This is a genomic window from Sphingomonas sp. LR55, assembly GCF_036856015.1.
In the GTDB taxonomy this organism is placed as follows: domain Bacteria; phylum Pseudomonadota; class Alphaproteobacteria; order Sphingomonadales; family Sphingomonadaceae; genus Sphingomonas.
This window is the reverse complement of sequence record NZ_JASPFO010000002.1, coordinates 44,272-70,655: the sequence shown is the minus strand read 5'-3', so window position 1 is coordinate 70,655 and position 26,384 is coordinate 44,272. Positions and strand designations below refer to the sequence as shown.

Here is a 26,384-nt window from a genome sequence, read left to right as displayed (position 1 = left end):
CTGCCAGAACCACCCTTATAAGCCGGCTATCAGCAGCCAAGGCGCAGTTTATGCGATATCAAAGCGGACTTGGGCCGAAAATAGCGTCAGCGACGGCTCTTCTGACACCCGATCGAGTGCGCATCTGCCCAGAATACGTTTTCGGACGGTCTGAGGTGATTTTGGACGGCAGTCGCAGCCGCTGAATGGTTTCCGGGAAGCTGGCTACAAAAACCGCTACCGTGCGAGCCTTTTCCACCCAAGCCAGATACCACTTATCGACGTCACAACACCGGCGATCGAGAACAGCCAGATCAGTCCATCCCAGGCCGGCCGGTGCAATGTCAGCGTGTTCAGATCCCATCTGTGGAGGAGGTTGAATACCCAGCGGTACACCCTCTGTCGTTCATCGACCGTCCGGAGAACTTCCCCGGTAGCGGGATCGACATAGAACCAAGTCTGCGCCGGATCGGCAAAACGCAGCCGCAACACTGGTAGACGCGGTAGCATCCCGACCGCATACCAGTATGCATCGGGCGCCGTCAGGCAATCGACCGAGAGTAGCGGCGCGGAGCTCTCCAGATGACGTACGGCCCTCACGATGGCCACCTCTGTAGCTTGGGATGGCGCGAGTGTGACCGCATTCAACACTACTCGCCGCCCGTCGTGATAGGACAGCAGGACGAGGGGGGTTCCCGCATGGTGAGTCAACTGCGCTATCACCGCACCCTCGCCTGCTATGCGGAGCCGGTCGAGTGCTAGGTCCGGCATCGGATCAGAGGCCTGATAAATCCGCATCGCCGCCTTGTCCGGCTTCGTCCCGCCAAACAAATGACCAGGGTCTACCGACAGCCAACCGCTAAAGATCCAGGCGACTAGGAAAGCACCACCCACCAGCCCCGCGACATGATGCCAGAGCATCCAGCCGTTGTAGGGTGTCATTCGCCCGCCTTTGAAGCGCCGTGCGCCGATGCGGGTCCGCAGGATGCCGATCCACATCCCCGCGACCGCCGCGGCGATGCAGGGACCAGACACCCATAGCACGACCTGACGCCAAGCCGTTTGATCCTGTCTTAGAACCGTCGGATAGAGCCAGTGCGGCACCGAGCCGAGCCAATTCCAGAACCGCTCGCGACGGGTGGTCACTTGAAAGACGGCGCCCGTATTCGACGACACATAGGCCTCCGTGCCGGACGCGTCGGCAAGCGCAACCTTCCAAAGTGGACGGTGTCGATCGAAGCCGCCAGCAACCGTCCACTGATCCCGGGTCAGCCGTTCTACGTGCCTCGTCGGTGCGTTGGCAAAGCGGCCAGCGACCCGACCGGCGTAACGAGCATCGACTGGCCGCAGGACGGTACCGCGACTGGCGGCGAGAGTGGTGTGCGTTCCATCCCACCCGGTCACGCGCCAGACAGGCGCGCCGTCGCGCATCTCGAGGAACAGCTCCTGCGATAGCCGTCCGCCGTCCAGCGGGGGCGGCACGTTCACTGCTGCCCAGTCGATCGCCTCGCTCCCAGCCAGCTTATCGGCTGGCGAGAGGGAGGGATAAGGCACGTAGACCATCACCAGCCCGGACAGAAACCACATGGCGAAGAACAGGCAGCTGGCGATGCCGATCCAGCGATGAACGAGGTACAGCCAGCGCCGGGCAGTCTTGCCAAGCGCCGGCCGCCTGAGGGCGTTAAAAGCTGGCACGAAGCGAAACGTCGACCGAGCGGGGACGGCCAAGGACCCACTGCTGATTGTTGTACGTGTTTAGCGCGTAGGCCCGGTCAAACAGGTTGTAGCCGTGGATATCGACCGCGAGGCGTGGTGTCACCGCAAAGGAAAGCGTGGCATCGATCGTGGTGTAGCTGGGGACGCGGAAGCTGTTGGCGTTGTCCGAATAACGACGCCCGACGTAGCGCAGCCCGGCGCGCGCCTGGAGCGAGCGCGTTGCGTTCAAACGCAGCCAGAGATTGGCAAGCGTCTCGGGGACGTCTGGCGGGGTGTTGCCGTCGAAGCTCGAGCCGCCGGAGACGAAGTCGTCGAACGTCGCGTTGAGCACGCTGCCGTTTGCATCGATCCCGACGCCGTAGGGCAGATCGAGCAATACCGCGGCCTCGATCCCCTTGGCAGATCGCTGGCCGACCTGCTCGACCGGGCTCGTCGGGGTCAACTGTGCCAGCAGGCGTTTCTTGACTATGCGATAGGCGGCGAGGGTGGCGGTGCCGCGACCGTCGAGGAACACCGCCTTGGCGCCGACCTCAACTTGGTCGCCGACCGCGTTGCTGAACTGAACCTGCCCGGTCGAATAGGTGGTCAGCGTCCCCAGTGGGTCCACGCCGGTGGCATACTGCGCATAGAGCGACACCGTCGGGATCGGCTGATAGACGCTACCGACCCGCCAGGTCACGTTATGCAGCCGCTTGTCGAGCGCGAACGTCTCGGTGCTGACGCCGCCTGGATAGTCGATCGACCAGCGGCGGATCTTGTCGTGCTCGTAGCGCACGCCACCGACGATCGAGACATGCGTGCCGAGTTTCAGCCGGTCCTCGGCAAAGACCGCATATTCGGTGGTGCGCGTACGATAGCGCGGTGCGATCCCCTGCGTGTCGACGATCAGACCTGGATCGAACGCTAAAGGATCGACCTCCGAAACCTGGGGGTCCGAACCGAAGTTGTGGGAGTAGGTGAGTTTGATGAGGTTGACGTCAAAGCCCACGACAAAGTAGTTGCTGACGCCATCGGCGATGCCTGTCCTGAGCGTCACGCTGCCCTGATCGCCCCATTGCGTCTGATCGTGGACGATGCCGGTCATGTCGGTGCGCAGGATGCGCCCCGGTGTGCCGGTGTTGCCGCTGCCGTTGGCGCAGACGCCGTCCGCGGCGATCCAGCAATAGGTTTCGAGATTGAGCCAGGAGCGTTTGGAGGTGAGACGATAGGCCTGGTTGCTGACGGTGACCGCATCGCTCGGCGTCCAGTCGACCTGCAGGCTGGTACGGTTGTCGCGGTAGCGGATAAAGCCATCGCGTGTGTTGTAGTTTCGCTCCCCGATGCGGTCGTCGAGCCGTCCTTCGATCAGCGGCGTGCCGAAATAGCGCATCGGCTTCTGGTCGCCATAATCGTCACGCGCGGTGGCGACGAGCGTGTCGGTCGGTGCCCAGCGCAATGTGCCCGAGACTGCATAGCTGCGCGACTGGCCGCGATCGACATAGCCGTCCGATCGGCGATAGCTGCCATCTATGCGGTACGAGAGGCGCTCGGTGATCGGCCCCCTGCGCCAGCTGCCACATGGAAGCTGTCCTGCGAGCCATAGCCGATCTCGCCCTCCACGTGCGTCCGCTGCGTATTGGGTTTGCGCATCAGGACATTCACCGCGCCGCCCAGCGCGCCTTGGCCGTAGAGCACCGAGGCCGGGCCACTCAGGATGTCGATCCGTTCGACCATCCACGGATCGGTCGGAAAGGTGATCGTGCCCGCAGCCGGGAACAGCCTGATGCCGTCGATGAGCTGGAGCATGGATCCCTGACCGCTGAAGCCCCGTGCGGCGAGCGCGGTGCCACCGTTGCCGGGGTTGCCGGCGTTGCTGATGCCCGGCGCACGGCTTGTCGCGTCGATCACCGAGAGGTCGCCACGTGCGCGGATCGTGGTGCCATCGATGACCGAGATCGTCGCGGGGGTCTCGAGCGGCGTAAGGCCCAGGCGGCTGCCAGTCGCGTTTGGAGTGGTGAGCGTGTCGCGGGCATGCTGGCCGACAACTAGGATGTCTTCATTGTCGGAGGCAGGCAAAGACTGCGCATTGAGCGGCGCTGCAAAAACAGGCGACAGGAAAGCCCCCGCGACCGCGAGTCGAAACAATAGGAATGGCATTACGGTAATCCCCGGGGCGTCGAGCGAACCCGGCAGGGACCTCCCGCGAACGGCCGACATCCGCGCCATGCGGACGCCATCGCGACCGGCACGCATGCCCGTACGGTCCCCACCGCACACGTCGTCGCTCGACGGAGTACCGTGCCGCGGCCACCCCCTGGGCCCGGCAAGAGCGACCAGACGCCGGCAGGTCTCCTGGCTCACGGGTCATCACACGATGCACGGCCTTCCCAGGCCTTCGTGACTTACGTCCGGCCCAGTGGCTGCCCCTTCCTATGAAGGAAGAAGCGATATGCATCGCGCTCGCCGCTTACAGTTGCAGGGACAGCCTCGGATTCAGGCGGCGAACCACCCTCACCGCGTTCCCTATTAAGTCCCTCTCAGGACACCGACGCGATCATGCCAGCCTGCTTCAAAAGCAGTTCAGCGGCGCCGATGTATCCCGATCAATGCTCTTGAGCAATCGCCATAACCGAACGTCACGGTCTAGCGTCCAGGCGGCGTCCTCTAGCGCAACCTGCTTTTCCAATAGCGGACGGAACGCTCCTGTTGCAACGCGGCAACAACATCGTATGATACGCTATATCATGTCGCAGCTAGATTGAGGCTTATGCCCGATAATAACGGTAACCCTATTGCTATCCACGAACTGGCGGTTGCCTATGGCAACCATCGCGTTCTCGACGGTCTATCGCTCGATGTTCCCGCCAGCAGCATCACGGCATTGTTGGGTGGCAACGGAGCGGGCAAATCGACCACCTTGTCCGCTTTGCTCGGCTTTGTGCGTGCCGATGCAGGACAGATCGCAGTCTGCGGCATCGATCCAGGTGCGGACGCTGACGCGGCACGCCGACGCATTGCCTACGCGAACATCACTGTCATATGCCTCGCGGCCGTTCGTTCGGCCCTGCGAACTTCGCCAAAGTCCGACGCTCCGAATAGTCGCGGCGCCGCGACCAGCGCATAAAACCGGTCGTGAACAGGATCATGGGCAGTATACCCGCGACCAGCGCGAGCAGCCGACCGGTGAGCCCGAACGCCTCACCGCCATGCAGCGGGTGGAGCCAGTTCAGCACCGTGTCGCCGCCACTCTCCGCACGGCCGTCACGCACGGCAAGGATGCGACCATCATGGGGATCGAACCAGACATTGGTGCGCGGGAAGCGTCGGCTCGGCTCGCCGGGGCGGGCGAGATTGATACGGACCGCCCCTGAGGGAGTGGGCGGCGTTTCGATCCAGGCAAGCGCACCGTCGAGAAAGCGCCGACGTGCACGCATGATGAGCGCGTCGATGGTCAATCGGGTGCTTCCGGGCATCACGGCCGGCTTGGGTGTCTGGTAAAGCGGCGAGACGCTGGAGATGATCGGCCGGGTCTGGTCGGGCAGGTCGAGCATCACCCCCGTCGCGGTCACCACCAGCAACAGGATCAGTCCGGAAAGGCCGGCCAGCTTGTGCCAGTCGTATAGTCGCCGGATCGGCACGGCGCGCGTTTTGAACCGCAGCGCCCGCCACCAGCCCCCTGATCGCGGCCACCACGCCCACAAGCCGCTCGCCAGCAGTACTAGCATGACGATCCCGGCAATCCCCATCGCGATCCCGCCGGGCTGCTCCAGCAACAGGCGGTAGTGAAGATCGTAGATCCAGGTGACCAGCGTATCACCCCAGAAGCCGGTGCGGATCGTCGTCAGACGCTCCGGGTCGACCCAGGCGAGCAGCGGCGCGAAGGCGCGTCCTGTCGTTTCCTTCGGTGTGTAGTACCGGACAGGGATAGCGCCGCCCTCCCCCGTCACCTCGATCCGCCACGCGCCAGTGCGCGACGGATGCTCGCGGTGAAGCGTATCGATCACCGCCTGCCACGACGCCGGGCGTGCTCCCGTCGGCACCGCGCGCAGCGCCGGGCTGAGCGCAGCGTCGATTTCCGGATAGAACACCAGTAGACTGCCGGTCAGCCCGGCAAACGCGAACAGCACGCCGATCGTCAGCCCGAGCCACAGGTGGACGCGCCGCATCGTCACGCGCAGCGAAGGACGCGTCGCCATTTTAGAAGCTCAACCGCACTGCGCCGAACAGCGAGCGCGGGTCTGCCGGCGCGTGAAGCCGCTGCGTGCCGTCGTACCAGACATATTCGTAATGATCGTTCGCGAGGTTCTTCAGTTGCGCCGACAGTTCGAGCTGCGGTGTCACCTTGTAGGCGAGTTCCGCGTTCAGCACGACATAGTCGCCATAGCGCCCCTGCGTGTTCGCCGGGTTCAACTCATAGCTTGACTGTCCGTTACCCCAGAACGATACGCGCAGCTTCGGATCCGGGGTTAGGTCCAGCCCGCCCGAGAAGACGTTCTGCGGTACATGGTCGATCGCGTTGCCCGCCTGCGACGGCGTCGCCGGATCGGGCGTCACGATCCGTGCGGTCTGGTGCGAATAACTGCCCCAGAGCGCAACGCTGCGCACCGGCTTCACGTCAATTTGGAAATCGACGCCCCGCCGACGCGTCTTGCCGAGATTGTCGAAATCGCCCGATGGATCGTTCAGACGACGCTTCAGTTCGCCACTCGCGGTCTGCTGCCACAGCGCGACGCGCGCTTCCAGCCAGCGACCGCGCGTCAGTTTCACGCCGCCCTCGAACCCTTCGTTGATCGACGCCGCGACATCGACGACGCGGGGCGCCACCAGATACGCACCTGAGCCGGCACCGATCTGGAAGGTCCGGCCGTAATTGCCGTACACCGTGACGCCGTGCACGGGCACGATCGCGACGCTCAGCTTGGGCTGGCTGATCGTGCCGTAATCGTTGATCGGCGCGGTCGTGCCAGCGAGCCGGTTGGTGAAATCCCCCTCGACCCGGTCAAGCCGCCATGCGGGCGTGATCTTCAGCCAGTCGGTCGGTTCGATCACCGCCTGCAGATACCCGCCGTACACGGTTAGGCTGAATTTCTGGTCTCGCGTCTGGTTGGTGAGGATACGCCGGTTGGTCAGCCAGCGCAGACTCTTGTTGTCCTGCACCTGCACGTCGCCGCCCGCCTCGATCATCAGCGCGTCGCTGGCGTGGTAATGCAGCGCGAGCGTGCCGCCATATTGCCATTCCTGGGTCAACCGGCGTTGTTGCGCGACGTTCGCCGAGAAGCGGACGTAGCGGTCGTCGCGCAAAGCGTTGGCATAGCCCTTGGCACTGAGCGCGAGATCGCCGGTGAGGTCGGAATCGAGGTGCACGCTGTACTGTCCGAGCCGACGCTTGCCGCCATCGGTTTCCGAAACCGCGTAGGAGCGTCGTCGGTTCGTATAGGCATCGGCATCGGTCAGGTAGCCTGGCTCCTCGGCGGTCGCGTTCGAATGGCGGACGATCGCGCCGAGCCGCGTCGATCCGAAGTCGTAGAACCATTTGGCCGCGAGATTGAGCCGGTCGAGATCGGCATGGTCGCGAAACGCATCGGTGCGTCGGTAGCTGACCAGGTAGTTCTGGCTAAACTGGCCGCGTTCCAGACCCGCGGAGACCTGACCGTCGATCGTCCCGAACGCGCCCGCGATGGCCCGCGCGTCGAGGTAGCTACCACCGATCCGCGTCAGGATGTTCGCGTTGCCCGCGATATTATGCAGGCCCCAGCGCGGATCGGAGGTGCCGCGGACCAGTTCGATCCCGGCGATGTCGAGCGGCGAGACCATGTCGATCCCGGTCATGCCGCCGGCATTGTCGTTGGTCGGGACGCCGTCGATCAGCAGCTTGACCGCGTTGATCTCGCCTTCGCCATTGAAGCCGCGGATCGAGAAGCGGCCCGAGGTGGTGCCCTGGTTAAAGTCGGTCAGCACGACACCCGGCAGCCGCGCGAACAGCTCCCAGGTGTTGTCGACCGACTGGCGCTGGACGATGTTGCCGCCGAGTACGTCGACCGACGTCAGCACATTCTCGGTCGAGCGCGCCATGCTGGGCGCGGTCACGACGATATCGCCGATGGTGAAGCGCGTATCGCCCTCTACCGGCCCCGTCGCGGCCGTCCTTGCGGTATCCGTCTGTGCGGTGGCGGGATAGGCGAGCGCCAGACCCAACATCAGGCCTGGCACAGTGAGCATTATCGTCTTCACTTCAGTCTTCCCCTTAATTCGTTACTTCGTCGATCTGCGGATTCAGCCGTTGGCGGCGAGGGCCTCGGCCTGTTTCCTGAATCCGGCGATCAGTTCGATCATCGGCGCCTTCACCTCGGGACGCGCGGTCTTGAGCGTGCCGGCGTTGAAGAGTGGCTGCGGATCATATTCGCTCATCAGCTGGGTGCATTCGGCGTAGGTCCGGTCGCGCAGTTCGGCGATCATCGTCGGCCCGAAATCGAGCCCCGACGTCACTCCCGCGCCGGTGATGCGGTTGCGGTCGCGCACGACACGCGCGTCGGTCGGGATCGCGCCGAAACCCGCCAGCGCGTTGCGGCACGACCAGTGCGAGGTGGCCTTGTACCCCTTCAGCGATCCGGCCTTGCCGAGGATCAGCGAGCCCGAGCAGACGCTGGTGACGTATCTCGCGCGGGCACCGCGATCGGCCATGAATGCAATGGTCGCGGGATCCCGAGCCGCAGCGATCGTCCCGTCGGTGCCGCCCGGCGCGAACAGCACCGTCAAGTCCCGCGAACGGGTGTCGAAGGTGGCGTGCGGCGTGATTGTCACGCCCGCGTCGCTGGTCACCGGTTCGAGCGTTTTCGCGACCAGCATGACCTTGGCGCCCATCATCGATGCGAACATCGACTGTGGCCCGATCAGGTCCATGACGGTCATGCCGGGGTACATGAGCATCGCGATCTGTTCGTCGCCTATCCAGTGGATGCCGTCGCCGCTGTTGCCGGGCATCGCGTGGTTCATGGGCGGCGCCATCGGCGCAGGTTTAAGCCTGGCGGACGCCGTCTGTGCGCCGGCCGCACCCGCCGCCAGCGGAGAGAGCAGCGTCATCAGCGCAGCGGTACGGCGATCGATGTTCGTCATCGACATATCCTTTCAGAGACGCGTCTTGAGCGTGACGAACGCCGAGCGCGGCTGCGTCGGCATCACGACCGGGAAGGCGAAATACTGATAGGTGTCGAAGCTGCGCGCGCCGCCCAGGTTGACGGTTGACACCTGCACAGTGAACCGCCCGATGTCATAGGATGCCTGCGCGTCGATCGCCGCATAGCCCGGCACGGACACGCTGTTGGGCAGCGTGATCTCGCGCGCGGTGAAGGCGGTGACGCCCGCACCCAGCGACAGGCCCTTCGCCGCGCCGCCCAGGACGCGATACCGTGCGGCGATACGCCCGCTGTGCCGCGGCACGCGCGGCAACCGGTCGTCGATCAGCGATGTGTTGGTGTCACGGGTGACCGCAGCATCGGTATAGGCGTAGTTCGCGATGATCGAGAACGCCGGGCGCGGTTCCCAGATCAGGTCGGCCTCGATCCCGCGCGATCGCTGCTGCCCGGTCTGCACCGCGAAAAACGGAAAGGCCGGATCGGGATCGGGCGTCGCGACGTTGTTGCGCGTCTGTTCGTACACCGCCAGCGTGCCCGACAGGCCGATGCCGGTCGCCGCAAGCTTGATGCCACCTTCGACGTTGCGCGACGTTTCCGGCCGCGGCGTAAAGCGGCTCATGAGGCCGAACGCGCCACGAAAGGCTGTGGCATAACCGGCATAGAGCGCTACCCCCGGCACGACGTCGACCGTCGCACCGATCCGCGGCGACAGCCGATGATACGTTTCGTCTGTCGCCTGCTGGTCCTCGCGGAACCTGAGCCGCGTGTAGCGAAGCGATCCGGTGAGGTGCAGCCAGCCATAATCGGCCTGATCCTGCGCGTAGATGGCCCGCGTCTCGTATCGGTCCGTCTGCAGGAGACTGGGAGGCAGGATTTCGCCGAACGACACGTCGTAGGTCGGATCGGCGAGGTCGATCGATCCGCGCGTCATGCCCGTGAAGGCCATGTCCGAATAGAAATCGGTATGGTCGTAGCTCGCCCCGACGAGGAACGTGTGCGTCCCGCCCACCATCTCCGTCTTGGCGACCAGGTTCGCATCGAACGTCGCCTCCTCGAAATGGCTGAGCATGTTGAGCGCGAGCAGCGGATAGGTCGTCGGGGTGGCGGGGTCGGCCGGGTACATGTCCGGATAGATGAAGGTCCCGAACTGCGGCACGCGGCTTTCGTAATAGCGGCCTGTGACGGTCAACCGCACGTCGTCGCCGAAGTCGTGCCGCAAGGTGCCGGTGACCATCTGGTTCGTGGTACTGGACCGCGGCTGACCGTTCGGCGCGCCGGGAAAGGCATTGCGATCCACTTCGCCTGCCAAGGTCTGCGCGGCGGGAAGCCCCGAATATTCCAGTTGCTCACGGCGACCATATTGCCCCTGCACCATCAGGTCGGTCCGGGTGCCGAGCTGGAAAGCGATGCTCGGCTGGACGAAGATCCGCTCGCCCTCGATCCGGTCGACCCAGTGGTCGTTGCTCTGATATTCGCCGGCGATACGCGCGGAAATGCCCGTTGTGATCGGCACGTCGAGTTTGCCGTAAGGATTGAAAGTCGCGAAGCTTCCGGCCCGGATCGCGGCATAGCCCTGAAGCTTGGTTCCGGGGCGCTCGCTTTCGATATTGATGAGGCCGCCAAGCGGCGAGCCGACGCCGCCGCCGTAGAGTGTGGCGCTCGGGCCTTTCAGCACGTCGATCCTGCGGATGCCGACCAGGCTTGCGGGATCGTTGGCCGCCGAAAACGCGCCGAACATCGGCAGGCCATCCTGATAGATCTCCGCCATGAAGCCGCGCACGATCGGCCCTACGGTCAAGCCCTCCTCGGGGCGGTTGCCGACGACACCCGACACATTCGCCAAAGCCTCGCCGAGCTGGCGACGATCCTGTTCGCGCAGCAGCGCGCCGGTCAGCACCTGCACCGACTGCGGCACATGGATCAAAGGCGTGGTGGTGCGCGTTGCGGACGCTGTCTCGGGAACGGCATATCCGTCGCGGATACCCGTGACGACGATCGTATCGCCAGTCCAGCTTGGCCCGGCATTGGTCGGTATGGGGTCAATCGGCGCAGTCCGAGCTTCGACGTTCTGAGCGTGCACGGTCGGAATTGAGAAAGACGTACAGGGTGCGGCGACGGCGACAGCCATCGTCGTCCCAAAAAGAGACTTCGGTCGAAACATCGAAAATGCCTTTGACTGGCGCGCGAGCCTTTGGCAGCGCACCATGAACGACAGCGACCCGCCCCCGATGGGAGGCAGGTGCGATTCAACAGGTCAACTGAAGACGGGCGGGCCTTGCGAGGGCGGCCGGAGATGCGGCGTAAGTGCAAGGCGCGGCGATCCGACCGCTCGCGAGCCAACCGCCATGACGAAGGCGATGGCCGCGATCAGCAGGACGGGATCGACCGCCGCGAGCGCGTGCGCCGAAAGGCTGGAGAACGCGCACGGCATCTCCGTCTTGCCATGCTCGTCGGACTTGCCTTGATCGGCCATGTCGCCGTGCATCCCCGGCATGGTCATGTCCATGTCCCTGCTCGTGCCAGGGTTAATGGTCTGCGGTGCGACCCCCGAGCAGATCGTGATCGCGATCCGACCGTGCTCGGCGGAGATCATATAGCCCGACGGGATCAGCAGCTTCAGCGCCAGCGCCGCAACGCAAATCAGCGCAGCAAGATGGCGATGAGCCAGAACATGGCGGCGAAGTGCGAACACCCGATGCGAGGTAGCCCAGTCATGAGCAACTGTCACTTGGACAGGATGACCTCCTCGTGACGTTCGTGCGATCCGAACCTGCCGCCGTTTCATGCGCAATTCCGCCCGGGAACATTCGTTGGCAAAGAAGCAAAAATAATCGCGGGTTCCCAATATCATGGGGATATCGAAATGGACTTAAGCACCAGCCCTGCAGCGCACATGAGACATAATGTCACATCGACCAGGGCGACGGCGTGACTTAGCGCGTTCTCATGCCGGCCATTCGCCATCTTGTTCAAAACCATTCGCTGGCGATAGTCTTGATCCTTGCGGTATCGCTTGCATTACGGCTCGTCGTACCGAGCGGATACATGCCGACGATGTCGCACGGCAAGATGATCGTATCGATTTGCTCGGGCACGATGACCGAGCCGATGGTCCTGGAGGTACCCGGACTGGCGCAGCAGCCGGACGATGCGAGCCACGACGCCCCCGCAAAGCATGACACACCGTGCGCCTATGCCGGCCTGACGATGGCGGCGCTTGCTGCAGTACCGCTCGACCTGCTGATCGTCGCTCTGGCCTTCACGATGGGCAGCGGCCTACGCCCTGGACCGGCACCGGTCGAGACGTCGCGGTACGGGCTTCGACCGTGGGCGCGAGGCCCCCCTTCCCCCTCTGACCAGTCGTTCATGCGTCTGAACGTCCACTCGGTGGTCTCGTCCAGCTGAGCCGACGCGCGGCGCCCGCTTCGTCAGAGATGCCCGCGTCGATCGCGGGCGGAACAGGATCATCAATGTCTAACTCATCGTCCGTCCGGGCGAGGGCGTCGTGTGCCCGGCGCCAAGGCCCCGTCTCACTGATCGGAAGGGCAGCGGAATGCTGACTCCCGGTGAACGGCGTTTCCGCCGAAAACTCGACATCTTCGTGGTTCTGCGGGTCGCGGTCACCGCGATGCTCCTCATGCTGGAACGCGCGACCGAAGAGCGTGCAGGCGCAACCGATCCGCAGCCGGCCACGAGCACGGCAGGATGAACTTGGTGCCGAGCGCCAGTCGTTCGGCATCGCTCCGTGCCCGGCCAGGTCCGGCACGACGAACAGGCCTCCCATGACAGATTATGCGCTTCTTCTCGCACGGATACAGTTCGCCTTCACGGTATCCTTCCACTTCCTGTTTCCCGCGTTCTCGATCGGGCTCGCCAGCTTCCTGATGACGCTCGAGGGCCTTTGGCTCAGGACCGGGCGCGGCGTGTACGCCAACCTCTACCGCTACTGGCTAAAGATCTTCGCGATCGTGTTCGGCATGGGCGTCGTCTCCGGCATCGTCATGTCCTACCAGTTCGGCACCAACTGGTCGGTGTTCTCCGACCGGGCCGGCCCCGTGATCGGTCCGTTGATGGCCTACGAGGTGCTCACAGCCTTCTTCCTGGAAGCGGGCTTCCTCGGCGTCATGCTGTTCGGCATCACGAAGGTCGGGCGCGGACTGCACTTCTTCGCTACCTGCATGGTGGCACTTGGCACTCTAATCTCGGCGACCTGGATCCTGAGCGTCAACAGCTGGATGCACACTCCGACCGGCTTCGCGATCAATGCGCAAGGGCAGTTCGTCCCTGCAGGATCGTGGCTGCCGATCATCTTCAACCCCAGTTTCCCTTACCGGCTGACCCACACGGTCATTGCCGCATTCCTGACGACGGCGCTGGTCGTCGCCGCGGTTGGTGGATGGCACCTGCTGCGCGATCGGGCGAACCTCGGCGCGCGCAAGATGCTGGCGATGGGCCTGGGCATGATCGCGGTCATGGCACCGCTCCAGATCCTGGCTGGCGACGAGCACGGGCTGAACACGCTCGAGCATCAGCCGGCCAAGGTGCTGGCGATGGAAGGGCATTACGACGCGCATCCTGACGGAGCGCCGCTCATCCTGTTCGGCCTACCCAGCGACCGCGACGAGCAGGTCCGCTATGCCGTGGAGATACCCAGGCTCAGTTCGCTGATCCTGCGCCATGACCTGAACGCCCCGCTGCCGGGACTGAAGGATTTCGCGCGCAATCGACGTCCCCCGGCAACGATCCTGTTCTGGTCGTTCCGGATCATGGTCGGGCTTGGGCTGGCAATGCTCATGCTCGGCGTGTGGGGACTGTGGGCACGGTGGCGAGGCCGGTTGTACGACACACCCTGGCTACACCGTGCGGCGGTGGCAATGGGACCGGCGGGCTTCGTGGCAGTGCTCGCCGGCTGGATCACGACCGAGGTCGGCCGGCAGCCATGGGTCATTTATGGTCATATGCTGACGGCGGACGCGCGCTCGCCGATTGCTGCCCCCGCAGTGGCGACGTCACTTGCCGCTTTCGTCGTCGTCTACTTCGCGGTCTTTGGATTGGGCGTCCTCTACGTCCTTCGCCTGATCGCCAAACCACCCGAAGCGCATGAGGCTGAGCCGCGCCGCACGCCGCGCCATGCAGCCGGCATCACGCCGGCAGCGACCTTCGAGCCGACCAACAAGGAGAAGGACGCATGACCGGCCTGACATACAGTCTGGACCTTACGGTCGTCTGGGCCGTCATTATCGCATTCGGCATATTCGCCTATGTCGTCATGGACGGGTTCGATCTTGGCATCGGCATCCTGTTCCCCGGCTTCGAGGTCGGGGCGGAGCGTGACGCCGCGATGAATTCGATCGCGCCGGTGTGGGACGGAAACGAGACATGGCTGGTGCTAGGCGGGGGCGGGCTGTTCGCGGCCTTCCCTCTCGCCTACGCGATTATCCTTCCCGCCACCTATCCGCTGGTGATCGCCATGCTGCTGGGCCTGGTCTTTCGCGGGGTGGCGTTCGAGTTCCGCTGGCGCGATCCGGTGCACAGACGTTGGTGGGACAGGGCCTTCATGCTGGGTTCTCTGGTCGCAGCGATCGCCCAGGGCATGATGCTAGGCGCAATCCTGCAGGGCATCCGGGTCGTGGGCCGTGCCTTCGCCGGGGGATGGCTGGACTGGCTCACTCCGTTCACCGTCCTGACCGGTATCTCTGTAGCGGTCGGCTACGGGTTGCTTGGCGCGACCTGGTTGATCGGTAAGACGGACGGCCCCGCACAGGCGCACGCGCGACGGATGGCCAGGATGCTGAGCATCGCTACGGTCGTTGCAATGGCCGCGGTCAGTGTGGCGACGCCATTCCTCAGCTACGATTATTGGCGACGCTGGTTCGCGATGCCAGGGGTCCTGCTGACCGCGCAGGTACCGTTGCTGGTCGTCGTCATCACAGGAATCCTGTTTTGGTCGATCGCCCGCGGTAGGCACAAGCTACCCTTCCTCGCGGCGCTTGCACTGTTCCTGTTGGGCTATGTCGGGCTGGGCATCAGCATCTTCCCCTATGTTGTACCGCGCGCCATCACGATCTGGGCAGCTGCGGCACCGGAGCAGAGCCAGTTGTTCATGCTGGTCGGGACCGTCGTCATTATCCCGATCATCATCGGCTATACCGGTTGGGCCTATTGGGTTTTCAGGGGTAAGGTCGGCGAGGGGTATCACTGATGGCCACGCCCAAATCTCCGTTCGTCCGGCGGCTGTGCTGGCTGGCAGCGATCTGGACCGGGAGCGTGCTGGCACTTGCGGCGGTCGCCTTCGCCATTCGTTCGGTGCTACTTTAGTCTCTTCTACTCCGGCCGGGAAAGGCGAGTTTCCAGGCCGGAAGGGGGCTGCATGCATCGGTACGCGCCACGTGCCGGCGTCCGTCGGCGCACGCTCTAATCGGTGATCTTATCAGCCCGGGCGTCGATCATTCGCCGTGGCGGCGACTTCACGCACACCTGCCACGAAGCCCGTAAGCATGTCCTTCGCCCGAGCGAGTACCGCAGGGGGCGCGTGGTCCGGCGTACCGCTATCGAGCGAAGGCGCCGGTGCATATTCGGCAAACAGCTGGACCATCTGCGCAAACTCGGTGGGACGAAGCCGCTGGATCAGGGCAAGCGCCAGGTCGAGGCCAGCGGAGACCCCTGCCCCGGTCGCCCTGTTGCGGTCGAAGACGACGCGCTCATCGACTTCGACCGCGCCGAATTCCTTCAGCAGCGGTCGGCCAATCCAGTGCGACGTCGCGCGATACCCGTTAAGGAGTCCGGCGCGACCGAGCACGAGCGATCCCGTGCAGACACTCGTCACCCACTTGGCGCGCGCTCCACGATCGCGCAGGAAGGCGAGCATCGCCGGATCGCGCATCGCCGCCAGCGTGCCGGCGGTACCGCCACCAATCAGCAACACGTCGAGATTTTTGGGGCAGGTCTCGAACGTGGCGGTTGGCGTCAGGACGAGGCCGTTCTCGGACGGTATCGGGCGAATACTGTCGGCAACGAAGTGGATCGTCGCACCGGCCAGCCGGCCCAGGAAATAATGCGGCCCAATAACGTCGAGCGCCGTGACGTGATCGTACAGGACGATGCCGATCTGCTCATTGCCCTTCCAGGCGGCAGGAACCTTGTCCATGTAGCCGTTCGGTTCGGCGCTGGTGTATGATGCCTCCAAGGACGCCGTTCCGCTTGCCAGAAGCGTTCCAAACAGAGTCATCATCGTTGCCGTTCGGCGATCGCAGTCGACCATGTGTGGCTCCCCAGTGGTTCGTGGATACTCGTACGCCGGATGGTATCATCGCAACTTTCCCGGCCGAGGCCGAACCCAGCGCCTGCTTATCGCATGACTAACCACCGCAACCCCCTTGTCACTTGGGCAGAATGCCCAAGTGACAAGGCCCTGATCACGATAGCTCTGCGTCGTGCCTGCGATCCGCCGCCTCCTTGCGCAACGTCATCTTGCCGTGCTGCTATGTGTCGCGGTGCTGCTGTTGAAGCTGCTCGTTCCGACCGGGTACATGATCGCGAACGACGGCGGTGCGATCACCATCGTTACTTGCTCGGGCATGACGACCGAAGCGACGGCGATGCCCGGAATGGGCGACGACATGCCCACGATGAAGGCAGCGATGCCCGATCACGCGCCGTCGGCCGATCACGGCAAGACCGAAATGCCCTGCGCCTATGCCGGTCTTTCGGCACAGATCCTCGGCGCTGTCGATCCCGTCATCCTGTTGGCCGCACTCGCCATCGTCGCCGCGTCGGCCTTGCTGACAGCGCCCAAGGCAACGCTGCAACCTCATCCGTATCTACGCCCACCGCTACGTGGACCACCGCTCTCGCTGAACTGACGATCATCCGCCCACCGGCATGACCGGATGCAGCGGCACTGTCACCGTGCACCCGGCGCGTGATCGGGTGTGCGTACAGGCTCGTCACGTCGATCGACTGACCGGGAGGCGTCGACACCATGTCGGCGACCAAGCTCTCGCGCACGATCGATGGAGCCTTTCGCGATAAGGAAATCATCAATGTTTCGCTGCCTGTTTTTCGGGGCGATCGCCCTGTGCGCGCCGGTGCCGTCGTTCGCGCAAGTCGCGCCGGCACCGTTCACGCTTCCAGCGTTACCCTATGCCACCGATGCGCTTGATCCCGCGATCGACGCGACGACCATGACGATCCACCACGACAAGCATCATCAGGCCTATGTCGATGCGTTGAACAAGGCCGTGGTGGCCGATCCGTCGCTCGCGGGCCGATCGCTGGAGGCGTTGCTGGCGAAGGCCAGCACGCTCCCGCCGGTCGTCCGGAACAACGCCGGCGGTCATTGGAACCACAGCTTTTTCTGGAAGACGATGGCGCCGGCCGCACAGTCCGGGCAGCCTTCCGCCCCGCTCGGGGCCGCAATCGATCGACAGTTCGGTTCGCTCGCGGCATTCAAGGTCGCCTTCAGGGAAGCCGGTACGAAGCGGTTCGGCTCGGGCTGGGTGTGGCTGGTGGTGAAGGCGGATGGCACGCTCGCCATCACATCCACCCCCAACCAGGATAATCCGCTGATGGATGTCGCCGATGTGAAGGGCACCCCGGTGCTGGGCAACGACGTGTGGGAACACGCCTACTACCTCAAATACCAGAACCGCCGCGCCGACTATCTCGATGGCTGGTGGCAGGTTGTGAATTGGAAGACCGTTTCGGACCGCTTCGCTGCTGCGCGCACGCGCTGAACCCTATCAAAGGAAGTAGAATGACCTATCGCATCGCGCTGGCGCTCGTCGCCACGCTTGCCACCCCTGCCCTTGCGCAGGATGTCCGCAAGGGCTCGCTCACCATCTCGCAGCCCTGGTCGCGGGCTACGTCGCCGCGTGCCACGGTAGGGGCGGGCTTCCTGACGATCCGCAACGCCGGAGCACGAGGAGACCGGCTTATTTCCGCCACGTCGCCGCGCGGAACGCGTCGAGATCCACACCATGTCGATGGACGGCGGGGTCATGCGGATGCGCCAGCTCGTCGATGGTCTCGCAGTGCCGGCAGGCGGCACTGCGACGCTCGCGCCGAGCGGCAATCACATCATGCTGATCGGCCTGAAGTCCCCCCTTAAGGCAGGCGAACGGGTTCCGGCGACGCTGCGTTTCGCGCGCGGGGGACGGTGACCGTGCAGTTCGTCATCGGTGGCGCTGGCGATGCAGCGCCGGCCGGTCAGAATGGGGGGCATAAGTGATGTCGGATCCACGCACGCGCGGGTTGCTGCGCGGTACCGCTCTGGCAACCGTCCTCACGCTCGGGCTGGTCGTGACCGTCACGGGATGTTCGCGCCAACCCAATGCCTCCGGCAATAGCGCCACGACATCGCAACGCGCGGGACCAGGCGGGCCGTTCACACTGGTCGACACCAAGGGAAAGACGGTCACCAATGAGACGCTCAAAGGCAAGCCCTACGCGATCTTCTTCGGCTTCACGCGTTGCCCGGATGTGTGCCCGACGACGATGGCGCGCATGGAATTGCTCCGCAAGCGGCTCGGGACCGACGCGGACAAGATGAACGTCGTGTTCGTCTCGGTCGATCCCGAGCACGACAAGAAGGAGGACATCGCCAGCTTCCTCTCGATGTTCGATGCGCCGGTGATTGGTCTGACCGGAGACCCAGCCGAGCTCAAGCGGATGGAGAAGTCGTTCAAGATCTATGTCGAACGTGTGCCGCTGCCGAACGGCGATTACACGATCGATCACACCGCGCGGATACTGCTGTTCGATCGTGATGGGCAATTTGTCGACACGATGGACGCCAAGGAACCGGAGGCTCAGGCGGTAACTAGACTGAAGCGACTGATCGATGCTTAGGTTTCTCGGGATGGCGGGCGCTTTTGCGCTCGCCGGCTGCGGCATTCCGAACACGGTCGTCGACAAAGGACGCATCGCTCAAGCGACTGAAGCGCACTTCGGCAGTGCGCGGTTTCCGATCGAGCTTGGTCCGGTCGTCATAAGCGGCGATCACGCGATCGCGGACTGGACCCAAGGCGACTTTGGCGGTCGGGCCTTGTTCGAGCGGGGGACGTACGGCTGGATGCTCGTGCTCTGCAGCGGCGATTCGATCCGACGCGCGGAGAATCTGAAGCGCGCTGGCGTGCCCGACTTCAACGCCGGCTGGATCGCCGACCGGCTTGCCAAAGCGGAAGCCGAACTGCCCCCCGAGAACCTAGCTCGCATGAAGCGCTTCGTAGGCACGGCGCAGGACCACGAAAACTATCTGAAGACACTGGAGGGGAAGTGATATCCGGACCGAGCTCAGCGCTACCTTTCGATCATGCGGAAGGTTTCACGGCGTTCATCCTCCGGCGTGATCGAACGAGGTCAGGATTGGGCACGGTCCCGCGGAACCGCTGGCGCATTCGCGTGCTAGCCGTCGAAGCGAGTCCCGCGCCTTTTCCAGCGCCTCGATCTGAAAGCCCAGCGCAACGAGCCGCTCCTTCGCCAGCGCCAGGACCCTTGCCCGATCCTCGGTCGCGTCGAGCGCGAGCAGTTCGCCGATCTGCTCAAGCGTGAAACCGGCTGCCTGCGCGGAACGGATGAACCGAAGCCTACGAACATCGTCGTTGTTATAGCGCCGGATACTCCCCGACTGGCCGTATTCGTACGTCTATCCGTTCGCCGAAGGACTGGCGGGCGTACTGATGATCGCAGGCGTGCTGACCTGGCTGTCGGTGCCGATCGCGCTGGTCATCGGTAGGGTCGGCGCGGTGTCCGTGGTCAAAGCCGTATATATAGACCGACGTGATCTCAAGTGCGCGTGTGTTGGCGGATCAAGCAACGTTCCGCTCGGCTTCCTGTCGCTGACCGAGAACCTGATGATGATCGCGATGGCGGCATGGATGGGGCTTTCGGTTCACCCAACCCTGTGATCGGCATCCTCGAAAGCATGACCGGGCTGGGAATGAGCCCGGATCAATGCTCCTTTCGGCATTGACGTTCAGTTGCGAGGAACGCGGACAATTTCGAATCCGCCCTTGATCGATCGCATCTGCAATCCCGTACCGTCCAGCATGGCCTGCAACGCCCGTTGAGGCACCATGGTGCCGACGACCGGCTTTGAGCGCTTGCCCTTGGCCAGCTTCGTGCCGGAAATCGGGCACCTGGTCGTGAGGCGCAGCTGGTTGAGCGCCCGGTCCAGTCGATCACCCGGGATGGCGATGGCGACCGGTTCATTCCGGCAGTCATACTGGAGACCCTGAGCGCTGACGTTGGCGCCAATGCCGGTCACCATCACAGCCAATGTTGGAATTACCAGTCGGGCGATGGAGGTGCGCATTCGCTTGATCCTTATGTATGCGAGATGGCCGTCGCGGGCCGTATGCCGTGACGGCAATCCTCTCTAACGGACTGTCATTTCAGTCTTCTGAACATGTAGGTGCCTCGTTGACCCGATGTACCGGTACCGAGCGCATACGCATCGCTCGGCTTGTGCGACACCAATTTTGAGAACCAAGTGCCCGATGGCGCAAAACCAGTGATCCAAGTCCTTTACGCCACCGCTTCGTCGGCAGACAGATCGTCGCATAGGCGGCAATCAGGAATCCCCATGCAAGACTTCAATCGACGGACAGCGCTCATCTCCGCAGCCGTGACACTAGGTGGGCTCGCACTCGCTGGCAGGGCCGCGATCGCCGGACAGGCCGCCAAGACATCATCGCTCTTCGACGCCTCCAAGAACCCAAATCCGGAGAGAATAGCGCCGTACAAACCAAGGTTCGGTCGCTCGAAGCCTCTCGTCGCCATCGTCGGCTTGAACGAGGGCACGATCATCAGCGATTTCTGCATTCCATTCGGGGTAATGGCACGCTCGGATGTGGCCGACGTCGTATCAGTGTCGGTGACATCTGGTCCGGTGAAGATGCAGCCTCTCACCTTCCAGCTGCAGACGACCGTGGACGAATTCGACAAGAACCATCCCGAGGGCGCTGATTACATCTTCGTTCCGGCCGTCGAAAACGACAGTGATGCGGGCCTGCTGCGGTGGATCAAGGCGCAGGCGGGCAAAGGCTGCACCGTAATCAGCATCTGCTACGGTGCAATGGCGGTCGCGAACACCGGCCTGTTCGACGGCCACCGGGCGACCTCGCACTACAGCAACGAAGAGATGCGGGTACGGCGTTTCCCGAACGTGAAATGGCAGAAGAACATCCGCTACGTCGCCGACGGCAAAGTAGTCTCCAGTGCCGGCGTCAGTGCCTCGATGCCGACCTCGATCGCGCTTGTCGAGGCGATCGCCGGTCCCGCCAAGGCTGCCCAGGTCGCACGCGACGTCGGCATCGACGGCTGGAGTTCGAAGCATGACAGCGACGCGTTCCAGTCCGATCCGGGTAATGCGGACATGCCGGCGCGCGATGCGAAGCCCGATGTCAAGCTCGGTATCCCGGTAAAGACGGGAGACGACGAGATCGCGCTTGCGTTGACCGCAGAGTCCTACAGCCGGACGGGGAACACGATGGCCTACGCCGTCGCGGCAAGCAGAGCTCCCCTGCGACTTGCACACGGGCTGGTCCTCCTGCCCGATCTGGTGGCAGGAAGCCCCACGAAAGTCGATCGCACCCTTGCCCCGCTCGAAGCACATGAAGCCACTCGCGCGCTGGACATCGCGCTGGCCGACATCACCAAGACCTACGGTCCGAAGGCCGCGCGTCATGTCGCCCTGTTCATGGAATATCCCGGACCGACGTAATCCCAGGCACCATTCAGGTCGTTGGCTGATCCCCGCTCGCGAACCGTCGTCGGTAATCGGATGGGGAGCCACATGTGCATCGACGCAACCGCGCGTGCCTCATTCGATTTCGAACGGTGGTCGGCGACGCCTGCGCTACGCACGCGCGGTTCAGCGATGGCGTCGACGTCCTGGCCCCACAGGTCCACGCGAGGTTCATGGCAGCGCTTGCCTTCGCCTATGCCAAGGTCGTGCCAACATCAGTGTTGCTTGCTGACCGAATTGCGATTGGAGGGGGAATCTAAATTAACGCCCTCTAACTGCCCGATCTGGCTCTCCTAAATTCCCATGTCGGTGAGCCACTGCCCCACGCTGCGCGGGCAAAGGCCGAGTTGCTCCTGCGCGCTGGTGTTGGCAGTCACCACGTTATCAGGCATCTGCAGGAGCGCGGTGTAGAAGCTTGCGATGTTCACAGCAGCAGGACCGATCAGTGGTTCGAGCTGCGCGCCAAATGATTTGGGAGACAGCGCCTCGAACCGGATCTCGCGAGCAAGATGCTCTGAGAACGCGTAGGCCAGTTCCGGTCCTGTCAGACCTGGGATATGGCCGATGCCGACTATGCCAGTCACGGAATGGTCGGTCAGCAGCCGTTCCGCCGCGATTGCCACATCGAGGTGTGAACTCCACGACACGGCGAAATCTTCGCGCATCGGGTAGAGCAATACGCCTTCCGACTTCACCGGCCCGATAACCATCGGCAGCAGCAGGTTTTCCAGATACTGGCGCGGCGCGATGACAGCATGAGACACGCCGCTGCCGGCGACGCCGCGGAGCAGCGTTGCGATAGCACTATCAGCAGATGCCTGCAGTATGCTTTCGGGCTGATCAACGATCGCGCCGCTGGTTGAGATCACAACGCGCTTCGGCCGGGCGACGGCTATTGCCTCGACAATGTTGTTCGCCTGTTCCAGCCGCACGGATTCTGCCGTCTGCGGCAGATGCACGAACACGCCGTCCGCACCGGTGTAAGCAGCGATCAGCGACTTGATCGAACCGTTGTCCATGATGATGGCGGGCATGTCTTGCGCACTGGCGGGGCTGCGTACCGCAGCAAGCGCAGCCCGATTGGATGCGAGAAGCTGCTTGTAGAGGGGCGCGCCCTGCGCTCCAGTCGCGCCATGGATGATGTAGGACATGTAATGTTCCTTTTCGATAACGCCGGCTAATCTACCGACACGGATGAGTTCGATGATTTCGGTTCCGGCGCAGCCTAGAACATGCGCGGCAGGACATCGCTTCCAGGCCGTGTGTCGAAATACCGGTGCTTCACGACACCAGCGACATGCAGCCCAATCAAGGTCAGAAGCATGTAGGCCATAACTCGGTGCAGCCACTGGAAAACTGCGAAGCGAGCGTCATCCTTGGACAGCAACTCCGCAACGGGAATGCCGAACAAAGTGACTCCGTCACTTTGACTATAGCTGCTCGACATAGCGTAGCCCATCAACGGCACTGCCACTAGCAGTACGTACATAGCGGTATGGACCGAGGTCGACATCCGCTGTTCCCAGATGGCAATTGCGGCAGCGGGTGGCGGCAGCGCAGTTCGCAATCGGATCGCGATCTGGGTGACGATGAGGCCGAAGACCAGCAGCCCGAACGACTTGTGGGTCGGATAGAACGTGCCGTATTTTGACGGAACCGTATCGTCGAGCCGGGTCATCCACCACCCTGCACCGAGCAACCCGATAACCAGCAGCGCACGGCTCCAGTGCAGCAGTCGCAAAACAAGGGGATAGCGCGAAACTTCTCGCCCCGAAGCGGTCACCATCAGTGGCCCATCGTTCCGGAACGAGACGCCACCCACGGTTACTTGCTCACCGAAAAGCCGCCGTGGATCATCCGGCCTCTGAGCGGCGTATTCCGCAACATGCGGACCAGTGCCTGTTCAGGCGTCAACCGCCCCTTGATCAGCACGGTCTTCATGCTGCGCGTCGAGCGGCCTCTTACCCGATCCGTGTCGATCGAAACCGGGCAACGGGTGACACTGGTGAATTTGGCCAACGCCTTGTCCAACGGCATCGACGCGATCGCGATCGGAATCCTGTCATTCTGACAGTCGTAGAAGCTGGCGTCCTGCGCCTTGCCGGCATGTGGCAGTAGCGCGACGAACCCAATTGCGATCGGAAGAAGGAACTTGGACATGAATTCATCCTTTGACTGAAGCAGGACTTGCCGATGGTATGACCCGTCAGGACGGGTCGCCTCCTCAGCGGCGGTACTGAGCGATGATCGGTCCGATCATCCCTCGGGCGGCGTCTCGCATCTGCGATGAAGCAGCATCCACGGTGCCTGTGCGGAACGGAGGGTGCGGGTCATACTCGATCGCGAACTCCGCTAGTTCGCCTGCTTCGCGTCCAAACGCGTCTGCCGCAACCAGCAGCGCCACCTCGAAGCTACCGATGCCGGGGCCAGCGGTATAGAGATTGCCGTCGACCGCGGCCCCCGAGCCGGACGCCAGCACCTTGGCTGCGCCAAGGTCCTCGAGAAGCCGTTCGGCGGCAAAGTTGCTTGCGACCGTCCGGCCCTCGATTAACCCGGCCGCACCCAGAAGCGCGACGCCATTGCAGACGCCGATGACATATCGCGCGCTTTCAGCCGCCTTCCGGGTGAAAGCGATGACGTCTGGATCATTCTGGACTTCGGGTGGGTTCATACCAACCGCAAAGACGTCCAGCGGAGGGCACGTCTCGAAGGTGGCCGTAGGCACGGTCGGCCACGATCGAAAGCCTTCGACCACGTCATGGTTCTTCCAGATAAAGTGGATCTGCGATCCCGGCATCATCGCCAGCACGGTCTGCACACCGATGATGTCCATCGGCACGAAGCCGGGTCCGATCAGGATACCAACGTGGAACGGCGGAACGCCTTCGGGCGCGAGCGAGGCGAGCATGCCATCGTAGGAGGTGATCTTCATGGCTGATTCCGTCACACGTGTCAGTTGGCAACGAGCGCACTACCGCCCCGTCACGGATGGCTGTAGGGCATTAATCCCTCAATTTCGGCCATAGGTCGCTTTTGCCGATGCGTCCGGAAGCAACTTGCCTAGGAGGTGAGTTGGCTTGGTTCATGAGGAGGTACGATGTCAGCGCCGTTCGCTTTCTACCTGTGCGAAGGCTTTCAACTTCTGGATCTGGCCGGGCCAACGGCGGCTCTGACTGCGGCAAACCGTTTGCTTGGTGCAGAGTATTACCGGATCGAACTCATCTCCAAAGACGGCGATACTGTTTTGGGTGATGCGGGGCTCAGCCTGGCGGCACGTCTCGCGGGGTCGTCCCCGGTCGAGACGGTCGTGGTGGTGGGGGGCATGATCGAACCGATGCTGGAACCTGACAACATTGCAGGTATTCAGCGTGCATCTGCCGAAGCCTCGAGCATCGCAAGCATTTGCACCGGTGCGTTCCTACTTGCCGCTGCGGGCTATCTGGACGGCAAACGAGCGACAACGCACTGGCAGTTCGCGCAAAGACTGCAGGATCGATATCCTAGAGTGACGGTCGATGCAGACCGGATTTTCATCAACGATGGTGCGATCTGGACGTCAGCGGGCATGACCGCTGGTATTGACTTGATGCTGGCACGCATTGAAGTCGATCACGGCGCAGAAATAGCCAAATCGGTATCACGCGAGCTCGTCGTGTATCACCGGCGACCAGGTGGACAATCGCAGTACGCGGCAATCTCCCAGATGGAGCCGCGGACCGACCGCATCCGCAAGGCGCTAACCTACGCACGCGACCACCTCTCAGAACCGTTATCAGTCGATCGGCTTGCTGAGGCTTCCTGCCTTAGTGTTCGTCAATTCACTCGCCTGTTTCGGAAGGAGACGGGTGAATCACCTGCACGTGCGATCGAACGTCTGCGCTGCGAAGCCGCACGCATCCGTCTCCGCGACGGGAATGAACCGGTCGGAACCGTCGCGCTGCTTGTCGGGTTCGCAGATGCGGAGCGCATGCGGTGCGCATTCCTACGCAACTTTGGTCATCCGCCGCAGACGCAGCGTCGGCTTGACCAGCCATTTGCAGTAAACGTTAGTGGCCTTACCTGCTGGCCTCCAGCATAACGGTGCTGACACATCAGATCCTGTAATTCCTCATCTTCGTTGCTATTTCTCATTCGGGAAGCGCTAGCAGCAATAGATCTTGGGACCGTCGCGCGGAGGTGGCGGGGCCTTGTGCCTGTCCCATCTGGGCGGCTTGGTTGACCCTCTCAGTCGGGAATGCAGACCGCTAAGCGCGGTGGGGTCCAAAGAAGATTACGCCGGTACCTAGAATGCAGAGTGCCGTGCCAACCAAATCCCAGCGGTCAGGCCTGACACCTTCCGCTCCCCAGAGCCATAAAACTGCAAAGGTGATGTAGATGCCGCCATAGGCGGCATAGGAACGTCCCGCAGCAGCGCTATCAACGCGGGTCAGAAGATAGGCAAAAATCACCAACGAGAGGCAGCCGGGAATAAGCCAGAACGGTGACTTCGACATGCGAAGCCACGCCCAAAAGGCGAAGCAACCGGCAATTTCCGCGATAGCTGCACCGCCGTAGATAAAGATCGAGAGCATTTTTAAAGCCTAGCAACCCGGCGCGATGATGTCAGTAAGGTTTTCATGCTTTACTGATCATCTAATCCAATGGGGAAGCTGAACCGGGAATAAAGCTTTTTAAATATCTTCTTAAGAATTATAAAGTGATGGCTACTCTATATCACTGCGAGATTCGTCACGCTGAAAATTGGGTATTAGAACCAGTCCGGAGTTTCCGGTTTTAGTATTGATGGCGCTGACGTAAATCTGCGTCGGGGTGGACGATGGTACGTCGAT

28 protein-coding genes, 2 pseudogenes and 1 riboswitch are annotated in these 26,384 nt (G+C 62.9%); of the genes and pseudogenes, 14 read left to right on the top strand and 16 right to left on the bottom strand.

Annotated features, from left to right (window positions below):
• Window positions 1-216: 216 nt before the first annotated feature.
• From QP181_RS19590 to QP181_RS19580, 3 genes are all read right to left on the bottom strand, one after another.
• Window positions 217-1,707 (bottom strand): PepSY-associated transmembrane domain-containing protein, encoded by a 1,491-nt coding sequence (locus tag QP181_RS19590; protein ID WP_333929750.1) that lies wholly within the window; start codon window positions 1,705-1,707, stop codon window positions 217-219.
• Entirely contained in the window at window positions 1,661-3,130 is a 1,470-nt protein-coding gene (locus QP181_RS19585; protein WP_333929749.1) for a TonB-dependent receptor, read from the bottom strand. The genes QP181_RS19590 and QP181_RS19585 overlap by 47 nt, the downstream gene beginning before the upstream one ends.
• A 71-nt stretch (window positions 3,131-3,201) precedes the next feature.
• Entirely contained in the window at window positions 3,202-3,831 is a 630-nt protein-coding gene (locus tag QP181_RS19580; protein WP_333929748.1) for a TonB-dependent receptor plug domain-containing protein, read from the bottom strand.
• 168 nt (window positions 3,832-3,999) lie between these two features.
• Window positions 4,000-4,239: riboswitch (cobalamin riboswitch) on the bottom strand.
• Between the two features lie 202 nt (window positions 4,240-4,441).
• On the opposite strand from QP181_RS19580, the gene QP181_RS19575 reads away from it, so the two are divergent.
• Entirely contained in the window at window positions 4,442-4,798 is a 357-nt protein-coding gene (locus QP181_RS19575; RefSeq protein WP_333929747.1) for an ATP-binding cassette domain-containing protein, read from the top strand.
• On the opposite strand, the gene QP181_RS19570 is transcribed toward QP181_RS19575, so the two are convergent.
• The 5 genes from QP181_RS19570 to QP181_RS19550 all read right to left on the bottom strand — a co-directional run bounded on the left by QP181_RS19570 (window position 4,710) and on the right by QP181_RS19550 (window position 11,658).
• Window positions 4,710-5,870, bottom strand: a complete 1,161-nt coding sequence (locus QP181_RS19570) for a PepSY-associated TM helix domain-containing protein (protein WP_333929746.1) — start codon at window positions 5,868-5,870, stop codon at window positions 4,710-4,712. The two genes, QP181_RS19575 and QP181_RS19570, sit on opposite strands and share 89 nt — an antisense overlap.
• 1 nt (window position 5,871) lies before the next feature.
• Window positions 5,872-7,893 (bottom strand): TonB-dependent receptor, encoded by a 2,022-nt coding sequence (locus QP181_RS19565; RefSeq protein ID WP_333929745.1) that lies wholly within the window; start codon window positions 7,891-7,893, stop codon window positions 5,872-5,874.
• Between the two features lie 54 nt (window positions 7,894-7,947).
• The gene (locus QP181_RS19560; RefSeq protein WP_333929744.1) at window positions 7,948-8,787 is read right to left on the bottom strand and encodes a DJ-1/PfpI family protein; all 840 of its coding nucleotides are present in this window, start codon (window positions 8,785-8,787) and stop codon (window positions 7,948-7,950) included.
• Window positions 8,788-8,799: 12 nt separating this feature from the next.
• On the bottom strand, window positions 8,800-10,935 hold the full coding sequence (locus QP181_RS19555; protein ID WP_333929743.1) for a TonB-dependent siderophore receptor: 2,136 nt from the start codon (window positions 10,933-10,935) through the stop codon (window positions 8,800-8,802).
• 126 nt (window positions 10,936-11,061) lie between these two features.
• Window positions 11,062-11,658, bottom strand: a complete 597-nt coding sequence (locus QP181_RS19550; RefSeq protein WP_333929742.1) for a hypothetical protein — start codon at window positions 11,656-11,658, stop codon at window positions 11,062-11,064.
• A 194-nt stretch (window positions 11,659-11,852) separates the two neighbouring features.
• Here QP181_RS19550 and QP181_RS19545 point away from each other — a divergent pair, with 194 nt between their 5' ends.
• The 5 genes from QP181_RS19545 (at window position 11,853) to QP181_RS19525 (ending at window position 15,125) form a co-directional block, all read left to right on the top strand.
• Window positions 11,853-12,212, top strand: a complete 360-nt coding sequence (locus QP181_RS19545) for a hypothetical protein (protein WP_333929741.1) — start codon at window positions 11,853-11,855, stop codon at window positions 12,210-12,212.
• A gap of 148 nt (window positions 12,213-12,360) precedes the next feature.
• Window positions 12,361-12,516 carry a hypothetical protein gene (locus tag QP181_RS19540; RefSeq protein WP_333929740.1) on the top strand — a complete coding sequence of 52 codons (156 nt, stop codon included), beginning with the start codon at window positions 12,361-12,363 and terminating at the stop codon, window positions 12,514-12,516.
• Window positions 12,517-12,589: 73 nt separating this feature from the next.
• A complete protein-coding gene (locus tag QP181_RS19535) occupies window positions 12,590-13,999 on the top strand; it encodes a cytochrome ubiquinol oxidase subunit I (protein WP_192003474.1) in 1,410 nt (469 codons plus the stop codon).
• Window positions 13,996-15,009 carry a cytochrome d ubiquinol oxidase subunit II gene (cydB, locus tag QP181_RS19530; RefSeq protein ID WP_333929739.1) on the top strand — a complete coding sequence of 338 codons (1,014 nt, stop codon included), beginning with the start codon at window positions 13,996-13,998 and terminating at the stop codon, window positions 15,007-15,009. Before QP181_RS19535 ends, cydB begins: the two co-directional genes overlap by 4 nt.
• Window positions 15,009-15,125 carry a DUF2474 family protein gene (locus QP181_RS19525; RefSeq protein WP_107959533.1) on the top strand — a complete coding sequence of 39 codons (117 nt, stop codon included), beginning with the start codon at window positions 15,009-15,011 and terminating at the stop codon, window positions 15,123-15,125. Before cydB ends, QP181_RS19525 begins: the two co-directional genes overlap by 1 nt.
• Window positions 15,126-15,237: 112 nt before the next feature.
• Here QP181_RS19525 and QP181_RS19520 read toward each other — a convergent pair whose 3' ends face one another.
• The gene (locus tag QP181_RS19520; RefSeq protein ID WP_333929738.1) at window positions 15,238-15,993 is read right to left on the bottom strand and encodes a DJ-1/PfpI family protein; all 756 of its coding nucleotides are present in this window, start codon (window positions 15,991-15,993) and stop codon (window positions 15,238-15,240) included.
• 247 nt (window positions 15,994-16,240) lie between these two features.
• Between QP181_RS19520 and QP181_RS19515 the strand changes: the two genes are divergently transcribed.
• The 5 genes and pseudogenes from QP181_RS19515 to QP181_RS19495 all read left to right on the top strand — a co-directional run bounded on the left by QP181_RS19515 (window position 16,241) and on the right by QP181_RS19495 (window position 19,086).
• Window positions 16,241-16,669 carry a DUF2946 family protein gene (locus QP181_RS19515; protein WP_333929737.1) on the top strand — a complete coding sequence of 143 codons (429 nt, stop codon included), beginning with the start codon at window positions 16,241-16,243 and terminating at the stop codon, window positions 16,667-16,669.
• 180 nt (window positions 16,670-16,849) lie between these two features.
• Window positions 16,850-17,542, top strand: a complete 693-nt coding sequence (locus QP181_RS19510; protein ID WP_333929736.1) for a superoxide dismutase — start codon at window positions 16,850-16,852, stop codon at window positions 17,540-17,542.
• Between the two features lie 20 nt (window positions 17,543-17,562).
• A pseudogene (locus QP181_RS20185) lies at window positions 17,563-17,968 on the top strand (copper chaperone PCu(A)C).
• Window positions 17,969-18,035: 67 nt separating this feature from the next.
• Window positions 18,036-18,656 (top strand): SCO family protein, encoded by a 621-nt coding sequence (locus QP181_RS19500; protein WP_107959528.1) that lies wholly within the window; start codon window positions 18,036-18,038, stop codon window positions 18,654-18,656.
• Window positions 18,649-19,086 carry a copper uptake system-associated protein gene (locus QP181_RS19495; protein WP_146168898.1) on the top strand — a complete coding sequence of 146 codons (438 nt, stop codon included), beginning with the start codon at window positions 18,649-18,651 and terminating at the stop codon, window positions 19,084-19,086. The genes QP181_RS19500 and QP181_RS19495 overlap by 8 nt, the downstream gene beginning before the upstream one ends.
• Window positions 19,087-19,140: 54 nt before the next feature.
• On the opposite strand, the gene QP181_RS19490 is transcribed toward QP181_RS19495, so the two are convergent.
• Entirely contained in the window at window positions 19,141-19,425 is a 285-nt protein-coding gene (locus QP181_RS19490; protein ID WP_443027611.1) for a MerR family DNA-binding protein, read from the bottom strand.
• 13 nt (window positions 19,426-19,438) lie between these two features.
• On the opposite strand from QP181_RS19490, the pseudogene QP181_RS19485 reads away from it, so the two are divergent.
• Window positions 19,439-19,714: pseudogene (locus QP181_RS19485) on the top strand (MauE/DoxX family redox-associated membrane protein); the annotation flags it as partial.
• Window positions 19,715-19,782: 68 nt separating this feature from the next.
• Here the strand turns inward: QP181_RS19485 and QP181_RS19480 are convergent.
• Complete coding sequence (locus tag QP181_RS19480) at window positions 19,783-20,121, bottom strand: STN domain-containing protein (protein WP_107959525.1); 339 nt, start codon at window positions 20,119-20,121, stop codon at window positions 19,783-19,785.
• Window positions 20,122-20,391: 270 nt separating this feature from the next.
• Here QP181_RS19480 and QP181_RS19475 point away from each other — a divergent pair, with 270 nt between their 5' ends.
• Window positions 20,392-21,531 carry a DJ-1/PfpI family protein gene (locus tag QP181_RS19475; RefSeq protein WP_192003467.1) on the top strand — a complete coding sequence of 380 codons (1,140 nt, stop codon included), beginning with the start codon at window positions 20,392-20,394 and terminating at the stop codon, window positions 21,529-21,531.
• 317 nt (window positions 21,532-21,848) lie between these two features.
• Here the strand turns inward: QP181_RS19475 and QP181_RS19470 are convergent, their stop codons facing one another.
• The 4 genes from QP181_RS19470 to QP181_RS19455 all read right to left on the bottom strand — a co-directional run bounded on the left by QP181_RS19470 (window position 21,849) and on the right by QP181_RS19455 (window position 24,463).
• Window positions 21,849-22,706 carry an SDR family oxidoreductase gene (locus QP181_RS19470; RefSeq protein ID WP_192143096.1) on the bottom strand — a complete coding sequence of 286 codons (858 nt, stop codon included), beginning with the start codon at window positions 22,704-22,706 and terminating at the stop codon, window positions 21,849-21,851.
• 74 nt (window positions 22,707-22,780) lie between these two features.
• The gene (locus QP181_RS19465) at window positions 22,781-23,341 is read right to left on the bottom strand and encodes a cytochrome b (RefSeq protein ID WP_333929734.1); all 561 of its coding nucleotides are present in this window, start codon (window positions 23,339-23,341) and stop codon (window positions 22,781-22,783) included.
• A gap of 38 nt (window positions 23,342-23,379) precedes the next feature.
• Complete coding sequence (locus tag QP181_RS19460; RefSeq protein WP_192071794.1) at window positions 23,380-23,715, bottom strand: STN domain-containing protein; 336 nt, start codon at window positions 23,713-23,715, stop codon at window positions 23,380-23,382.
• 64 nt (window positions 23,716-23,779) lie between these two features.
• A complete protein-coding gene (locus QP181_RS19455) occupies window positions 23,780-24,463 on the bottom strand; it encodes a DJ-1/PfpI family protein (RefSeq protein WP_333929733.1) in 684 nt (227 codons plus the stop codon).
• A gap of 189 nt (window positions 24,464-24,652) precedes the next feature.
• Here QP181_RS19455 and QP181_RS19450 point away from each other — a divergent pair, with 189 nt between their 5' ends.
• The gene (locus tag QP181_RS19450; protein WP_192003462.1) at window positions 24,653-25,633 is read left to right on the top strand and encodes a GlxA family transcriptional regulator; all 981 of its coding nucleotides are present in this window, start codon (window positions 24,653-24,655) and stop codon (window positions 25,631-25,633) included.
• Between the two features lie 166 nt (window positions 25,634-25,799).
• On the opposite strand, the gene QP181_RS19445 is transcribed toward QP181_RS19450, so the two are convergent.
• Window positions 25,800-26,126, bottom strand: a complete 327-nt coding sequence (locus QP181_RS19445) for a YnfA family protein (RefSeq protein ID WP_192071796.1) — start codon at window positions 26,124-26,126, stop codon at window positions 25,800-25,802.
• Window positions 26,127-26,384: the final 258 nt, after the last annotated feature.

Bases quoted from the DNA above. Each gene is read 5' to 3' on its own strand.
- QP181_RS19580 (WP_333929748.1), bottom strand. From the start codon at position 3,831: ATGCCATTCCTATTGTTTCGACTCGCGGTCGCGGGGGCTTTCCTGTCG.
- QP181_RS19575 (WP_333929747.1), top strand. From the start codon at position 4,442: ATGCCCGATAATAACGGTAACCCTATTGCTATCCACGAACTGGCGGTT.
- QP181_RS19570 (WP_333929746.1), bottom strand. From the start codon at position 5,870: ATGGCGACGCGTCCTTCGCTGCGCGTGACGATGCGGCGCGTCCACCTG.
- QP181_RS19565 (WP_333929745.1), bottom strand. From the start codon at position 7,893: ATGCTCACTGTGCCAGGCCTGATGTTGGGTCTGGCGCTCGCCTATCCC.
- QP181_RS19560 (WP_333929744.1), bottom strand. From the start codon at position 8,787: ATGACGAACATCGATCGCCGTACCGCTGCGCTGATGACGCTGCTCTCT.
- QP181_RS19555 (WP_333929743.1), bottom strand. From the start codon at position 10,935: ATGGCTGTCGCCGTCGCCGCACCCTGTACGTCTTTCTCAATTCCGACC.
- QP181_RS19550 (WP_333929742.1), bottom strand. From the start codon at position 11,658: ATGATATTGGGAACCCGCGATTATTTTTGCTTCTTTGCCAACGAATGT.
- QP181_RS19545 (WP_333929741.1), top strand. From the start codon at position 11,853: ATGCCGACGATGTCGCACGGCAAGATGATCGTATCGATTTGCTCGGGC.
- QP181_RS19540 (WP_333929740.1), top strand. From the start codon at position 12,361: ATGCTGACTCCCGGTGAACGGCGTTTCCGCCGAAAACTCGACATCTTC.
- QP181_RS19535 (WP_192003474.1), top strand. From the start codon at position 12,590: ATGACAGATTATGCGCTTCTTCTCGCACGGATACAGTTCGCCTTCACG.
- cydB (WP_333929739.1), top strand. From the start codon at position 13,996: ATGACCGGCCTGACATACAGTCTGGACCTTACGGTCGTCTGGGCCGTC.
- QP181_RS19525 (WP_107959533.1), top strand. From the start codon at position 15,009: ATGGCCACGCCCAAATCTCCGTTCGTCCGGCGGCTGTGCTGGCTGGCA.
- QP181_RS19510 (WP_333929736.1), top strand. From the start codon at position 16,850: ATGTTTCGCTGCCTGTTTTTCGGGGCGATCGCCCTGTGCGCGCCGGTG.
- QP181_RS19500 (WP_107959528.1), top strand. From the start codon at position 18,036: ATGTCGGATCCACGCACGCGCGGGTTGCTGCGCGGTACCGCTCTGGCA.
- QP181_RS19495 (WP_146168898.1), top strand. From the start codon at position 18,649: ATGCTTAGGTTTCTCGGGATGGCGGGCGCTTTTGCGCTCGCCGGCTGC.
- QP181_RS19480 (WP_107959525.1), bottom strand. From the start codon at position 20,121: ATGCGCACCTCCATCGCCCGACTGGTAATTCCAACATTGGCTGTGATG.
- QP181_RS19475 (WP_192003467.1), top strand. From the start codon at position 20,392: ATGCAAGACTTCAATCGACGGACAGCGCTCATCTCCGCAGCCGTGACA.
- QP181_RS19470 (WP_192143096.1), bottom strand. From the start codon at position 22,706: ATGTCCTACATCATCCATGGCGCGACTGGAGCGCAGGGCGCGCCCCTC.
- QP181_RS19465 (WP_333929734.1), bottom strand. From the start codon at position 23,341: ATGGTGACCGCTTCGGGGCGAGAAGTTTCGCGCTATCCCCTTGTTTTG.
- QP181_RS19460 (WP_192071794.1), bottom strand. From the start codon at position 23,715: ATGTCCAAGTTCCTTCTTCCGATCGCAATTGGGTTCGTCGCGCTACTG.
- QP181_RS19455 (WP_333929733.1), bottom strand. From the start codon at position 24,463: ATGCTCGCCTCGCTCGCGCCCGAAGGCGTTCCGCCGTTCCACGTTGGT.
- QP181_RS19450 (WP_192003462.1), top strand. From the start codon at position 24,653: ATGTCAGCGCCGTTCGCTTTCTACCTGTGCGAAGGCTTTCAACTTCTG.
- QP181_RS19445 (WP_192071796.1), bottom strand. From the start codon at position 26,126: ATGCTCTCGATCTTTATCTACGGCGGTGCAGCTATCGCGGAAATTGCC.